This is a genomic window from Burkholderia sp. 4NA327C6 (genome assembly GCF_005502655.1).
Classification (GTDB): Bacteria; Pseudomonadota; Gammaproteobacteria; order Burkholderiales; family Burkholderiaceae; genus Burkholderia; species Burkholderia contaminans.
In genome coordinates, this window is record NZ_SCNZ01000058.1 from 1 (window position 1) to 14,371 (window position 14,371).

Annotated in this window: 13 protein-coding genes and 1 tRNA gene; 8 read left to right on the forward strand and 6 right to left on the reverse strand. The window is 67.4% G+C overall.

Features of this window, described 5'->3' with window-relative positions; translation table 11 throughout:
• Both FFS49_RS36190 and FFS49_RS36195 read left to right on the forward strand, forming a co-directional pair.
• Positions 1-497: hypothetical protein (locus tag FFS49_RS36190; protein ID WP_137951047.1), on the forward strand; the 497-nt coding region annotated here is incomplete at its 5' end.
• Between the two features lie 323 nt (positions 498-820).
• Positions 821-1,615, forward strand: coding sequence for a polysaccharide lyase family 7 protein (locus FFS49_RS36195; RefSeq protein ID WP_105817194.1), 795 nt, complete (start codon positions 821-823; stop codon positions 1,613-1,615).
• 77 nt (positions 1,616-1,692) lie between these two features.
• On the opposite strand, the gene FFS49_RS36200 is transcribed toward FFS49_RS36195, so the two are convergent.
• Together FFS49_RS36200 and FFS49_RS36205 are read right to left on the reverse strand one after the other, a co-directional pair.
• Positions 1,693-3,003 (reverse strand): MFS transporter, encoded by a 1,311-nt coding sequence (locus FFS49_RS36200; protein ID WP_105817195.1) that lies wholly within the window; start codon positions 3,001-3,003, stop codon positions 1,693-1,695.
• A gap of 210 nt (positions 3,004-3,213) precedes the next feature.
• The gene (locus tag FFS49_RS36205) at positions 3,214-4,296 is read right to left on the reverse strand and encodes a tartrate dehydrogenase (protein WP_105817196.1); all 1,083 of its coding nucleotides are present in this window, start codon (positions 4,294-4,296) and stop codon (positions 3,214-3,216) included.
• Positions 4,297-4,404: 108 nt separating this feature from the next.
• Between FFS49_RS36205 and FFS49_RS36210 the strand changes: the two genes are divergently transcribed.
• The gene (locus FFS49_RS36210; protein ID WP_105817197.1) at positions 4,405-5,313 is read left to right on the forward strand and encodes a LysR substrate-binding domain-containing protein; all 909 of its coding nucleotides are present in this window, start codon (positions 4,405-4,407) and stop codon (positions 5,311-5,313) included.
• Between the two features lie 275 nt (positions 5,314-5,588).
• On the opposite strand, the gene FFS49_RS36215 is transcribed toward FFS49_RS36210, so the two are convergent.
• The 3 genes from FFS49_RS36215 to FFS49_RS36225 all read right to left on the reverse strand — a co-directional run bounded on the left by FFS49_RS36215 (position 5,589) and on the right by FFS49_RS36225 (position 8,029).
• On the reverse strand, positions 5,589-6,584 hold the full coding sequence (locus tag FFS49_RS36215) for a LysR family transcriptional regulator (protein ID WP_105817409.1): 996 nt from the start codon (positions 6,582-6,584) through the stop codon (positions 5,589-5,591).
• Between the two features lie 97 nt (positions 6,585-6,681).
• Complete coding sequence (locus FFS49_RS36220) at positions 6,682-7,101, reverse strand: ATP--cob(I)alamin adenosyltransferase (RefSeq protein ID WP_105817198.1); 420 nt, start codon at positions 7,099-7,101, stop codon at positions 6,682-6,684.
• A 127-nt stretch (positions 7,102-7,228) separates the two neighbouring features.
• Positions 7,229-8,029 (reverse strand): helix-turn-helix transcriptional regulator, encoded by an 801-nt coding sequence (locus FFS49_RS36225; RefSeq protein WP_105817199.1) that lies wholly within the window; start codon positions 8,027-8,029, stop codon positions 7,229-7,231.
• A 180-nt stretch (positions 8,030-8,209) separates the two neighbouring features.
• Between FFS49_RS36225 and FFS49_RS36230 the strand changes: the two genes are divergently transcribed.
• Positions 8,210-8,836: a LysE family translocator gene (locus FFS49_RS36230; protein ID WP_047851713.1), complete on the forward strand. Its 627-nt coding sequence runs from the start codon at positions 8,210-8,212 to the stop codon at positions 8,834-8,836.
• 11 nt (positions 8,837-8,847) lie between these two features.
• On the forward strand, positions 8,848-9,612 hold the full coding sequence (locus tag FFS49_RS36235) for a class I SAM-dependent methyltransferase (protein WP_105817410.1): 765 nt from the start codon (positions 8,848-8,850) through the stop codon (positions 9,610-9,612).
• 36 nt (positions 9,613-9,648) lie between these two features.
• Here the strand turns inward: FFS49_RS36235 and rtcR are convergent, their stop codons facing one another.
• Positions 9,649-11,265, reverse strand: a complete 1,617-nt coding sequence (gene rtcR / locus FFS49_RS36240) for an RNA repair transcriptional activator RtcR (protein WP_137910262.1) — start codon at positions 11,263-11,265, stop codon at positions 9,649-9,651.
• 336 nt (positions 11,266-11,601) lie between these two features.
• On the opposite strand from rtcR, the gene FFS49_RS42230 reads away from it, so the two are divergent.
• From FFS49_RS42230 to FFS49_RS36250, 3 genes are all read left to right on the forward strand, one after another.
• Positions 11,602-11,673, forward strand: a tRNA-Phe gene (locus tag FFS49_RS42230).
• 258 nt (positions 11,674-11,931) lie between these two features.
• Positions 11,932-13,074 carry a slipin family protein gene (locus FFS49_RS36245; protein WP_137910263.1) on the forward strand — a complete coding sequence of 381 codons (1,143 nt, stop codon included), beginning with the start codon at positions 11,932-11,934 and terminating at the stop codon, positions 13,072-13,074.
• A 59-nt stretch (positions 13,075-13,133) separates the two neighbouring features.
• Complete coding sequence (locus tag FFS49_RS36250; RefSeq protein ID WP_046549566.1) at positions 13,134-14,357, forward strand: RtcB family protein; 1,224 nt, start codon at positions 13,134-13,136, stop codon at positions 14,355-14,357.
• The last annotated feature ends 14 nt before the right edge of the window (positions 14,358-14,371 follow it).

The following is a 14,371-nucleotide window of genomic DNA, read 5'->3' on the forward strand; positions in this document are numbered from 1 at the left end:
CGCCACCCCTTACCGTCATCCACCTGAACGGCCCGATCAACAGCGGCAAGACGACGATCGGTGTCGCGCTCGCACGCGTGCTGCCCGACGCGCGCTTCATCGACGGCGACGATCACGATGCGCCCGAAGATGCGCCGTTCGACGTGCAGTGGGCGATCGCGCTCGAACGTCTCGTCACGCAGATCACCCACGCACGCGAGCGTCATCTGGTCATCGCCTATCCGATCGGCGAGCCGGAATTCGAGCGGCTGCGCGCCGCCTGCGATGCATGCGGTGCGCGGTTGTACGTCGTGACGCTCGCGCCGCCCGAAGCGATCGCGTCGTCGAATCGCGGCTCACGTGCGTTGACGGACTGGGAGCGCAACCGGATCGCCGAGATGTATCGCGAAGGCTATGCGTCGCGGCCGTTCAGCCAGATGGTGCTCGAAACGTCCGATGCGACGCCCGACGCTTGTGCGGCGAGGATTGCGCAGCACGTCGCGGCGACGGAGTCTTGAACGGCACACCGGCACGCAGATACCTCGCAGCAGCCAGCAAAATGCCATTTCTCCGGCCTGGATTGGAAAACGTTTACTCTCCCGACACTTCTTGCTAGCATCGTCCTCGATCGGCCTGGCCAGATTCACGGAAAGCCGATTGAAAGCCTTGAAATTTCCGCAATTCCCGGCATCTCTGTTCCAACTTCCGAGCCTCACCTGCTTTCTGTATTTTGGAGTGCTTTCTACGGGCAACCGATCTCGCTCCGACGATCGCGCGCCTTAAAAGGAAAACGTTATCCAACAACGTGGCGCCCAGCCACGGACCATCAGAGAGAGACACCATGAAGAACAGGATCATCCCGTGCGTCGTCGCCGTTCTGTCCGTTGCGTGCCTGTCCGCGTGCGGCGGCGACGATCCGGCCAGCCCGGCCGCCGCCGCCCGCCAGCAGGCCACCGCGATGGCGCTCAGCCCGTCGAACCCGCCCGGCTCGAACTTCAACCTCGCGCCGTTCACGCTGCAGTTGCCTACCGGCTCGTCCGGCAAGGTCGACACCGTGAGCGGTTCGTCGCTCGCGGGCGGCTACGTGAACCCGACGTATTTCTATACGGACGCCAACGACGGATCGATGGTGATGATGGACCCGACGCAGGGCTGGACGACGTCCGGCTCGCTGCATCCGCGCACCGAACTGCGCGAGAACGCGATCTGGCCGACCTCCGGCACGAACCGGCTGAATGCGACGGTGGCCGTCACGCAAGTGCCCGATCACACGACGATCGGCCAGATCTTCCAGGGCACCGGCCCGAGCAAGCCGCTGTGCGAGCTGCAGTTCACATCCGGCGGCGTCGTGCAGTTGCTGCTCGAAAGCACCAACCAGGGCGGCAAGTCGACCACCACGCCGATCACCACGGTCGGCGTCGGCAAGCAGTTCAGCTACGCGCTGAGCCTGAGCGGCACGACGATCACCGTCACAGCGAACGGCACGACGAAGACCTTCACGATGGATTCGAGCTTCGACGGCGAAAGCTTCTACTTCAAGGCGGGCGACTACGACCAGACGGCCGTGTCCGGCACACCGCTGACGACGCCCGGCACCGTCGTGAAGTTCTATGCGCTGACGCTCACGCATGGCTGATCGCTCGGCAAGACGCATGAAGCCGGACGGGCGCACATCATGCGCGGCCGTCCGGCGTTTCGATGCACGCGTCGCGCTTACGAGTGATGCCGCACACCCGGCACGACGGCTTCCTTCGCACCCTTGCGGCGCAACATCAGCGTCACCACCGCCGACACCGCGAGCGTGCCCGCCACCACATACAACCCCGCCGCATACCCGCCCGTCACGTGCTTCAACCAGCCGATCGCGAACGGCCCGACGAATCCGCCGAGATTGCCGATCGAATTGATCATCGCGATGCCCGCCGCCGCGCCGGCGCCGGACAGGAACGCACTCGGCATCGCCCACAACGGCGCCTTCGCGGCGCTGATCCCGATGTTGACGACCACCAGCGCGAGCACGGTCAGCAGCGCCGTGCTCGCCTGCCCCGCGAACACGAAGCCGATGCACGCGAGCACGCACGGAACCACGACGTGCCACGTGCGCTCGCCGGTGCGATCCGAGTGCCGCGCCCACACGATCATCGCGACGACGGCGGCGATGCTTGGAATCCCGGTGAGCAACCCCGTTTGCAGCGCGGTGAAGCCGAACTGCTTGACCATCAGCGGCGCCCAGAGGCCGAGCGTGTACAGCCCCGCCGACGTGCCGAAGTAGATCAGCGCGAGCGCCAGCACGCGCGGGTCGCGCAGCGCCTGCCACGCGCCGGCCGTATGCCCGGCATGCGTGTGGCGCGCATCGGCTTCGGCTTTCAACCTCGCGACCAGCCAGTCGCGCTCGTCCGCGCGCAGCCACGCGGCCTTCGACGGCGCATCGGTCAGGCACCTGAGCACGACGAAGCCGAGCACGACCGCCGGCAGCGCTTCGATGATGTACAGCATCTGCCAGTCGGCGAGCCCGAACATCGGCGGCATCTGCATGATCGCGCCCGACAGCGGCGATCCGATCGCGGTCGAGATCGGCGCGGCCGCCATGAACCACGCGGCGGCCACCGCGCGCTGCTTCGCGGGAAACCACAGGCTCAGGTACAGGATGATGCCGGGGAAGAACCCGGCTTCGGCCATGCCGAGCAGGAAACGCAGCACGTAGAAGCTCGTCGGCCCGGCCGCGAAGGCAGATACAGCCGACACGATCCCCCACGTGATCATCACGCGCGCGATCCAGATGCGCGCGCCGACGCGATGGAGGATCAGGTTGCTCGGCACTTCGAACAGAAAGTAGCCGATCAAGAACAGGCCGCCGCCGAACCCGAATGCGGTCGGCGACAGGCCGATCGCCTTGTTCATCGTCATCGCGGCGAAGCCGACGTTGACGCGATCGAGAAAGCTGACGAAGTAAAGCAGCATCACGAACGGAATGATGCGCCACATCAGCTTCCGCGCGACGCGGGTTTCCAGATCCGCTTGCATGTGTCTCCTCCTTCGAGGTCGAGCCGTCGAGCCGGGCTCGGTGTATGAATGCTCGCCGGCGCCGCGGCGAAGCGCGTGGACCGGCGCGCCCGGCTCGCGTCGGGCGCGCGAGTCTCGGGGCAGGAAAATCCCGGGGGGGCGATGAACGGGCGACGAACGGTTACTGGGAGCACACGCACGCGCGCCGCCTGCCCATCGCCACCCTTGTCATCAGGCTGCGACCACCGCGTTCGCGACGCGCTCGCACACAGCCGCCGTCACCTGCGCGGTCGTCGCGCTGCCGCCGAGGTCGCGCGTATGCAGTGACGGGTCGGCCGTCACGGCCTCGATCGCCTGCATCACGCGCGCGGCGGCTGCCGTTTCGCCGAGATGTTCGAGCAGCATCACGACCGACCAGAACGTGCCGACCGGATTCGCGAGCCCCTTGCCCATGATGTCGAACGCGGAGCCGTGGATCGGCTCGAACATCGACGGATAGCGGCGCTCGGGATCGATGTTGCCGGTCGGCGCGATGCCGAGGCTGCCCGCGAGCGCGGCGGCGAGATCGCTGAGGATGTCCGCGTGCAGGTTGGTCGCGACGATCGTGTCGAGCGACGCCGGCCGGTTGACCATGCGCGCGGTCGCCGCATCGACGAGCTCCTTGTCCCACGTGACGTCGGGGAATTCCTGCGCAATCTGCTTCGCGATCTCGTCCCACATCACCATCGCGTGCCGCTGCGCGTTGCTCTTCGTGATCACGGTCAGCAGCTTGCGCGGGCGCGACTGCGCGAGCCGGAACGCGAAGCGCATGATGCGTTCGACGCCGGCGCGCGTGAGGATCGACACGTCGGTCGCGGCCTCGATCGGGTGACCCTGGTGCACGCGGCCGCCAACGCCCGCGTATTCGCCTTCGGAGTTCTCGCGGACGATCACCCAGTTCAGGTCGTCGGGCCCGCAGCGCTTCAGCGGCGCGTCGATACCGGGCAGGATGCGCGTCGGGCGCACGTTCGCGTACTGGTCGAAGCCCTGGCAGATCTTCAGGCGCAGCCCCCACAGCGTCACGTGATCCGGCACGTCGGGGTCGCCCGCCGAGCCGAACAGGATCGCGTCCTTGCCGCGCAAGGCGTCGAGGCCATCGGCCGGCATCATCGCGCCGTGCTGGCGGTAGTAGTCGGCACCCCAGTCGAAATCCTCGAACTCGAACGCAAAGCGGTCGCTGCCGCGGGCCAGCGCTTCCAGCACCTGCTTGGCCGCAGGCACCACTTCCTTGCCGATCCCGTCGCCGGGAATCGTTGCGATACGGTAGGTCTTCATGCGCGCATCCTCGATTGATCGTCAGCGTGGATGCACTTTACCGAACCGGCAGTGCGGGAACCGGTGCTAGACTCAAAGCATCTTTAACTTGAATTCATGAATCGCGACATGGCGGATACCGTCCAGCCGGCCGATCTCGGCTTCTTCTCGACGCTGGCCGCGTCGGGCAGCCTGAGCGCGGCCGCGCGCGAACTCGGGCTCACCGCGGCAGCCGTCAGCAAGCGGCTCACGCAGATGGAGCGGCGCGCGGGCGTGACGCTCGTGAACCGCACGACGCGGCGCATGATGCTGACGCCCGAAGGCGACGTGTATCTTGACTACGCGCGCCGGATCCTCGACCAGATGGACGAACTCGGCGAACTGCTCGGCAGCGCGAAGCAGCGCCCGAAGGGGCTGCTGCGCGTGAACGCGACGCTCGGCTTCGGGCGTAACCAGGTCGGCCCCGCTATCTCGCGCTTCGTCGCGCGTTATCCGGAGGTATCGGTGCAGCTGCAGTTGTCGGTGATGCCGCCGCCACTCACCGACGACGCGTTCGACGTATGCATCCGCTTCGGCGAGCCGCCCGATACGCGGGTCGTCGCGCGGCGGCTCGCGCCGAACCGCCGGCTGCTGTGCGCGGCGCCCGCGTATCTCGCGCAGCACGGCACACCAACGACGCCGCACGACCTGACGCGCCACAATTGCATCGGCATCCGGCAAGGGGACGAAGGTTACGGAATCTGGCGCCTGTCGAGCGGGCGCGGCACGGCACGCCACACGGAGGCCGTGCGGATCAACGGCAACCTGACGACGAACGATGGCGAGATCGCCGTGAAATGGGCGCTCGACGGGCACGGGATCCTGATGCGCGCGGAATGGGATCTGCGCGACTATCTCGCCGACGGCCGCCTGGTCGTCGTGCTGCCCGACCACGAGACGCCGAGCGCCGACATCTATGCGGTGTATGCGCAGCGTCACCAGATGTCCACCCGGATTCGGGCGTTCGTCGATTTTCTGGCGGACGAGCTGGGACAGTGATCGGAACGCAGGAAACGACGCACGCCGATTCATGAGAGACAAACGTGCGGCTCGGTCAAAAGAGCCAATATTTCAGCTGTTTCGTCAAATAATCGCCAGAATATTGACACTTTCATATGAGCCGGCAGCCGCCGGATTCGCGCCGGGCCGCCGCCCTCCGCTCCGCCGCGGCAACCCGGCGGGATCATCGATGCGCTTCCGTTATCTCGTCGGTCAAGCGAGCGCACCCACGACGATTGCGAACCATTGACCGCGCCTGACCCGACACTTGCTGATCAAGCTGCGGCCATCTGGGCGTCCACCTGATCAGCCCTGTCCGCGGCACCCACCGTCTGCCGCCACACCCGTGCGGTGATCATGCCTGCATGGCCGCTCACCGCCGCCTCGAAACGCTCGCCGATCCATTCGACGAACGCGCGCACGCCGGGCGACACGTGCGGCCGCTTCACATACACGGCCGACACCGCGATCGCGTCGGGCCGCCAGCGCGGCAGCACTTCGCGCAACCGCCCCGCATCGATCAGCGGCTGCGCGGCGACACGCGGCGGCTGGATCAGCCCGAGACCGTGCATGCCGCACGCCAGATACGCAGGCTCGTCGTCCACGCTGACGATCCCGTCCATCCGCATCTTGCGCACCGTGCCATCGACGAGGAAATCGAGCTCGGCCGTGCGCTGGCCCGGCACCGACGACAGGCTGACCGCGCGATGCGAGGCCAGATCGTCGAGCGCGCGCGGCACGCCGTGGCGGTCGAGATACGCGGGGCTCGCGCAGGTCACGCGCTCGAGCATGCCGAGCCGGCGCGCGACGAGCGACGAATCGGGCAGTTCGCCGAGCCGGACACTGCAGTCGATCGCATCGCCGACGCGATCGGCCGCGCGCCCGGATACACCCAGCGTCAGCACCAGATCGGGATGCCGCGCATGAAACGCGCCGAGCGCCGGCAGCACGATCGCGTCCGCGACCGCCGCCGGCAACTCGACGCGCAGCGGCCCGCTCGGATGCAGCGCGGCGCCGCGGATGCTGGCTTCGAGTTCGTCGACGTCCGCCGTGATGCGCACGCAGCGCCGGTAATACGCGTCGCCTTCGGGCGTCGCCCGCAGCGCGCGCGTCGTACGCACCAGCAACGGCATGCCGAGCGCCGTTTCGAGCTCCTGCACGGTCCGCGTCGCGGTGGCGCGCGAAATGCCGAGCGCCTGCGCTGCACGCGTAAAGCTGTTCATTTCGACGATGCGCGTGAAGATGCGCATCGCGCGGATCGGATTGTCCACCGGACACCCCTGCATGTTGGCCGCATGCCGCCGCGCGCGTTCGCGCACCGTGCATGCGTATCGAGGAACGCCGCGCCGCCGGCGCGGCAGAGTGGGCTCAGCCGTTCGCCGCCACGGCGCGCCGCGCCGGTTCGTCGAGGAGCCGCTGCGCCAGCGCGAGCGCGTCGTCGCGCGTGGCAGCCGCATTCAGCGGATAGCCCCACACCTTCTCGAACGCACCCGAGAATGCGTTGAGCGCCACACGCCGCGCCGCGTCGGGCTCGATCGCGATCATCGCGGGGATCCATTCGCGCGACTGCGCGCGGTTGGCCTTGCTCCACTTCGCGAGCTGCTTGCGCAGTTCGTGATCGTCCCCGCCGCGATCGTCGCCGGACGGCGCATCGTCGGTCAGAAGAACGAACGGTTCGCGACGCGCCAGCAACGTGTCGAGCTCGGCGATCAGGCGGGCGGGGTCGGTGTGCGTCGAACCGGTGTAACGCAACCAGACAAACGGGAAGTCAGTCGTGACGATTTGCATGTCGGCCCCCAGATGAGAACGATTCTCATTTTATGGATCGAGGCCTGCGGCGTCATTTATCGTCCCGGCCAACCGCTTGCTCAATCCGGCCAATCGCGCACGCATGGGGCGGCACGGCCTTCATCGTTCAGCGTTGCCGGTCGGTCAGGAATTGCGTCGGCGACTTGCCGGTTGCCTTGCGGAACATCGTCACGAAGCTGCTCGCGCTCTCGTAGCCGAGATCGATCGCGATCTGGTGCACGCGGCGGCCGGTCGTCAGCATCCGCAGCGACAGCGCGACGTGCAGCCGCCGGCGCCAGTCGCCGAGGCTCATCCCGAGTTCCTTCGCCGCGAGCCGCGTCAGGCTGCGCTCGCTGATGCCCACACGCCGCGCGAGTTCGGGCAGCGGCGACTTGTCGGCCGGATCGTCGAGCAGATGGTCGATCAGCTTGCGCAGCCGCCGGTCGGCCGGCATCGGCAGGTACAGATCCTCGACCGGCGCCGCGACGAGTTCGTCGAGGAGCGTCGCGATCAATCGCCCTTGCGGCCCGTCGACGTCGTACAGGTTCGGGAAGCTCGCCGCCTTCAGCAGCAGCTCGCGCAGCAGCGGCAACACCGACAGCGTGCAGCAACGCGCCGGCAGGTCGAGCGCGGCGTCGGGTTCGACCAGCACCGCGTAGAAGGTCGCGCCGGCCGAGCCGCGTGCCGCGTGCGGGACGTCGCACGGAATCCACACCATGCATTGCGGCGGCGCGCTCCACACGCCGCCGTCGATCTCGCAGTAGATGACGCCGCTCAGCGTATAGAGCAGTTGCGCCTGCGGATGACTGTGCCGCTCCAGCCGCCATTCGGGCTCGACGACCGAGCCGCCGAACACGACGAGCGGACGCGGCACGTGGAAGATTTCATCATCCGCTGCGGGATCGGTGGTCGATGGAAGCTTGCGCATGAAACGGTGGACGATGGAGAAAGCCGGACGCGCTGCCTGCGCGCCCTTTCGTGCTTATACCAGAAAGGCACCGGTGCGGCCCTGCCGCCGGCCGGGTGACCGGGCCGCGTCTGCAACCGCGCGGCGAAGCGAATACAATGCCCCGATCCCCCGCCGCTGCGCCCACTTTCCGGAGCCGCCATGTTCGACCTGACCACGCTGACCACCTTCACGGCCGTCGTCCTGGGCCTGTTCCTGATTCCCGGCCCCGCCGTGCTGCTCGTGCTGAGCCGCACCGTGCAGGGCGGCCGCAGGACCGGCATCCTGACCGGACTCGGCGTCGCCAGCGGCGATTTCGTGCATACGCTGTTCGCGGCGGTCGGCCTGTCGGCGCTGCTGATGACGTCGGCGCTCGCGTTCAACGTCGTGAAGGTGGTCGGCGCCGCGTACCTGATCTACCTCGGCGTGCGCGCGCTGATCGAGAAGCCGTCCGATCCGTCGCTGCCCAGCGTGTCGCCCGTCACGCCGCTCAAGGCGTACCTGCAGGCGATTCCCGCCGAAGTGCTGAACCCGAAGACCGCGCTGTTCTTCCTCGCGTTCATGCCGCAGTTCGTGCATCCGGAACGCGGCTCGACGTTCGTGCAGTTCGCGGTGCTCGGGCTGATCTTCGTCGTGCTCAGCTCGCTCTACACGACGCTGATCGCGTGCTCGATCCGCCCGCTCGGCCGCATCGTGAAGCGGCTCACGTGGCTCACGCGCTGGCAGGGGAAGATCATCGGCTCGATCTTCATCGCGCTCGGGCTGCGCGTGGCGGTGCAGCAGCGCTGATGCGCGCCCACATGACGTCTGCTCCCGCGCCCGCCGGCGAAGCCCTCTACACCGACCCGCGCCTCGTCGCGATCTACGACCTGTTCAACGCGGGCGACCAGGATTTCGCGTTCTACGCGTCCGTGATCGGTGCCGCGCGGCAACGCATCCTCGATCTCGGCTGCGGCACCGGCACGTTCGCGCGCCGGCTCGCGGCAGCCGGGCACGACGTCGTCGCGATCGATCCCGCGCCGGCGATGATCGAATACGCCCAACGCCAGCCCGGTGCCGACACCGTGCGCTGGCTTGCATGCGGGCTCGACAGCTTGCCGCCCGATGCACCACCGTTCGATGCGGTCGTGATGACCGGGCATGCGTTCCAGTGCCTGCTGACCGACACCGAAATCGACGCGACGCTGCGCGCCGTGCGGCGCGTACTCGCCGACGGCGGCCGCTTCCTGTTCGACACCCGCAATCCGCGCATCCAGCCGTGGCTTGCATGGACGCCTGAGCATTCGGCACGCAGCGTCGAGTCGCGCGAGGCAGGCATCGTCGATCTTCATCATGCGGTGCGCTCGGTGGACGGTGCGATCGTGACGTTCGACACGCACTACCGCTTCCGCCGCGACGACACGGTGCTGACGAACACGAGCCGGCTGCGTTTCATCGCGCAATCCGAATTGCAGGCGCGCGTGACGGCGGCCGGTTTCGCGTCGGCCGACTGGTGTGGCGACTGGGAGCATGCACCGTTCGATGAGGCGGCCAGCGCGGAGATCATCGCGATCTGCCGCGCGTGAGAGACGCGGTGCAGACATCACGCGCCCCTCTCATCATCACCCGCCGTCGAGCACCTGCCGCACGCCCTCCCAATCCAGCCCGAACCGCGCGAGATACTTGCGCAGCCGGTCCGCATCGTTCGGCTGCTTCTTGCTCCGCCGCGATACCGCGAACAGCGTGCGCCCGGCTTCCGACAAGCTTGCCGACACGCGGCACACGTCGAGCACGCGTTCGAGCTGCGCACTGTCGAACAGGTCGAGTTCCGCCGCACGCGCACCGAACACCGCGTCGACACACGCTTCGGACGCACCCGCTCCGCCCGGCGACGACCACGTGCGCGTCAGCCGCTCGACTTCCTGTTCGGCAAGCGCTTCGGTGATCCGCCCGGCATCGGCCAACGTCGCCATCCGCGTGACCGACGCGGACAGCTCGCGGAAGTTGCCGGCCCACGCCGCACGTGGCGACGCGGCGAACGCGAGATAGCGCCGCTTCGCCTCGACGTTGAACCGCACCTGCTCGCCCTGCTCGCGGCCGAAACGGTCGAGCTCGAATTCGAGGTTCGGTTCGATGTCCTCACGGCGCTCGGCCAGCCCCGGCAACTCGTACGTCCACAGGTTGATCCGCGCGTAGAGATCCTCGCGGAACGTGCCGGCCGCCACCATTTGCCGCAGGTCGCGGTGCGTGCCCGCGATCAGCTCGAAATCGCTGGTCGCCTCGACGTCCGCGCCGACCGGCAGGAAACGCTTCTCCTCGATCGCCTTCAGCAGCATCGCCTGCTCGTCGAGCCCGAGTTCGCCGATCTCGTCGAGAAACAGCAGGCCGCCGTCCGCCGCGCGCAGCAGCCCGGCACGCGCGGACTGCGCGCCGGTGAACGCGCCCTTCACGTGGCCGAACAGCGTCGACATGGCCGCGTCGCCGCGCAGCGTCGCGCAGTTGATCTCGATGAACGGACCCGCGAGCCGATGGCGGCCGCGCTTCAGCTCGTACACGCGCTTCGCGAGAAACGACTTGCCGGCGCCCGTCGGCCCGACCAGCAGCATCGGCGCGCGCGAACGCACGGCCACGCGCTCCAGTTGCTCGATCAGCGCGTTGAAGCGCGCATTGCGCGTCGCAATGCCGGCCTTCAGGAACGACACGGTTTCGTCGCGCTCGCGCGTGAAGCGCTGCGCGATCCGGTTGTAGCGCGACAGGTCGAGATCGATCACTGACATCGTGCCTGGCCCGCTCGGCCCTTCGTCGGTCTTTTGCGGCGGCGCCGTCTGCGCGAGACGCGCGGGCAGGTAGCGCGCCTCTGCCAGCAGGAACCAGCAGATCTGCGCGACGTGCGTGCCGGTCGTGATGTGGATCAGGTAGTCCTCGCGATCGAGATCGAACAGGTAGGCACGCGCGAAATCGTGCAGCGTGGCGTAGACCTCCTCGAAATCCCACGGATCGCGAATCTCCATCGGGATCAGCCGCACGTCGGTATGCGGCGACACACGCTCGAGATCCTGCTTCACGCGGTTCGCGAGACGCGCGTAGTTCGGCGAGTGCAACAGTTCGAGCCGGTCGATCGGCGTGTCGCGCTGCTCGCACAGCGAAATCGTCGGCCGCCAGTTGCGCCAGCGGCGCTGCGAGCCGCCGCCCTGGTCGAGCACGGTACCGAGAAAGCCGATCGCGACAGTCTTTCGCATGTTTATCTCATAGGATAAGAAGCGATCTGATTGTATCGAATTTTCCTGGTCGAGCCACCAGCGGATATTCGACACCACCCGCGATTCAAAATAATTTCCCCTTTCACTTCAACGGCTTGAGATTTTTATCGAGCATCAGGTCACCCACTGGCACGCTCCTCGCTAAATAGAAAGCGCCGGATGTCCCGCTGGCCCACGAGCCAGGGTTCAACAAGCCCTGCTGGTGCGCCGCCGCCGAACCTCGTTCGTCGCGGCAGCGCATGTCGCCATGGGCAGACGAAGGCACACGGGCGCGCCAGGCATGCCTCGTCCGGGTTCGAATCCCGGGGCGCCCATTGTTCGGAAGCTCATCAGGTCGAGCAGCCGGCGAAAGCCGGCCGGTGGCGGGTTCGAATCCCGCTCGAACACTGTCCGCAAGGACAGTCTCTTGATAGAAGCAGTACCCGCCGGCGCGGGCCGCAAGGCCCGCCGCGCGTCGGACCGGTTGCGGTTCCGCGCGATCGGCCGGACGGCCGCAAGGCCCGCGCGAAGGCGCACGACGACGCGATGCAGGATGCGCCGCCGTGCACTTCGACGCCGGGCCAGCGCGCCGCCCGCCCGATTGCGTCGCCCCGCGATCCGCACGATGCGCGTCACCCGGCGGTCATTGAAGAAAAGGACAAGAATATGTGGATGCGACATGTAGTGAAGAAGAACGAACGCGCGCTGCTGATGAATGAGGGCGATTTCGTGAAGGTGCTGGAACCGGGCGTGTTCAAGGCCTTCGATCCGTTCAAGCGTTTGTCGGTGCAGACCGCGCGTCTCGACGCGCCGCTCGCCGACGCGGCACTGGCCGACTACCTGCGTCACGACGCGCCGGACGTGCTCGCGCAGCACTTCGTCGCGATGGATCTCGCCGACGATGAAGCGGGCCTGCGCTACGAAGACGACGTGCTCGTCGAGATCCTGGCGCCGGGCACGCGCCGGCTGTACTGGCGCGGCCTGACCACGCACCGTCTGGAACGCGTCGATCTCGCGCAGGACAGCATGCTGCCGGCCGCGCTCGTGAAGCGCATCGCGCAACCGGCGCTGCGTGCGCGCGGCGTGGCGGGCCTGACGGGCGTGCTGCTGGCGCAGGTGCCGGCGTACCACGTCGGCGTGCTGAAGATCGACGGCAAGATCGAGCGGTTGCTGGACGCGGGCGTGGCAGCGTTCTGGCGCTTCAACCGCGACGTCGCGGTCGAGCTCGTCGACCTGCGTTTGCAGGCGATCGAGGTCGGCGGACAGGAAATCCTGACGCGCGACAAGGTCGCGCTGCGGCTGAACCTGTCGGCGACGTGGTGCTATGCGGACGTGCTGCATGCGTTCGGCCAGCTGCAGAAGCCGGTCGAACACCTGTATCGCGAGCTGCAGTTCGCACTGCGATCGGCCGTCGGCACGCGCTCGCTCGACGAACTGCTGGAGGACAAGCAGTCGATCGACGACGTCGTGATCGCGCAGGTGCGTGCCCGCCTCGGCCATTCCGGCGTGGACGTGCGCAGCGTCGGCGTGAAGGATATCGTGCTGCCGGGCGACATGAAGACGATCCTCGCGCAGGTGGTCGAAGCGGAGAAATCCGCGCAGGCGAACGTGATTCGCCGCCGCGAGGAAACGGCGGCCACGCGTTCGCTGTTGAACACCGCGAAGGTGATGGAAGAGAACCCGACCGCGCTGCGGCTCAAGGAGCTGGAAACGCTCGAGCGCGTCGCGGAACGGATCGACCGCATCTCGGTGTTCGGCGGTCTCGACCAGGTGCTGAACGGACTCGTCAGCATCAAGGGCGCGCAATGAACGATCAGGCACGGCGCACGGGCGCCGTGCCTCATGAACAAGGTAGCAAGGTGATGAACATGAGTGAAATGGATTACCAGGTGATGGAACTGGCGAACGGCAAGCCGGTGAAGATGTGGACGCAAGGCGTGGCCGTTGAAGACGAAGCGCGCGCGCAATTGCGCAACACCGCGCAGATGCCGTTCATCTTCAGTCACGTCGCGGTGATGCCGGACGTCCACCTCGGCAAGGGCTCGACGATCGGCAGCGTGATCCCGACGAAGGGCGCGATCATTCCGGCCGCGGTCGGCGTCGACATCGGCTGCGGGATGATGGCCGCGCGCACGACGCTGACGGCGTCCGACCTGCCGGATTCGCTCGCGGGCCTGCGCAGCGCGATCGAACGCGCGGTGCCGCACGGCCGCGCGCCGGGCCGCCGCGATCCGGGCGCGTGGGGCGACCGCGCACCGGCCGCCGTGACCGAATCGTGGAAGTCGCTGCAGCCGGGCTTCCAGCGGATCGTCGACAAGTATCCGAAGCTGGAAAAGACGAACCACTACGCGCATCTCGGCACGCTCGGCACCGGCAACCACTTCATCGAAGTGTGCGTCGACGAAGCGGACCACGTGTGGTTCATGCTGCACAGCGGCTCGCGCGGCGTCGGCAACGCGATCGGCAGCCTGTTCATCGAGCTCGCGCAGGCCGACATGCGGCAGCACATCGCGAACCTGCCGGATCGCAACCTCGCGTATTTCACCGAGGGCAGCCGGCACTTCGACGACTACGTCGAAGCGGTGGGCTGGGCGCAGGACTACGCGCGCCGCAACCGGCAGGCGATGATGGACGCGGTGATCGGGGCGGCACGCGGCGTGATCGCCAAGCCGTTCTCGGTCGACGAACACGCGGTGAACTGCCACCACAACTACGTGCAGCGCGAACGCCACTTCGGCGAAGACGTGCTCGTGACGCGCAAGGGTGCGGTGTCGGCGCAGAAGGGGCAGCTCGGGATCATTCCGGGATCGATGGGGGCGAAGAGCTTCATCGTGCGCGGGCTCGGCAACCCGGACAGCTTCTGCTCGTGCAGCCACGGCGCGGGCCGGACGATGAGCCGCACCGAAGCGAAGCGCCGCTTCACCGTTGACGACCAGGTGAAGGCAACCCAGGGCGTCGAATGCCGGAAGGACTCGGGCGTCGTCGACGAAATCCCGATGGCCTACAAGGACATCGACGCGGTGATGGCGGCCCAGCGCAGCCTCGTCGAAGTGGTGCATACGCTGCGCCAGGTGGTGTGCGTGAAAGGATAGCGCGGTGCGCGGCC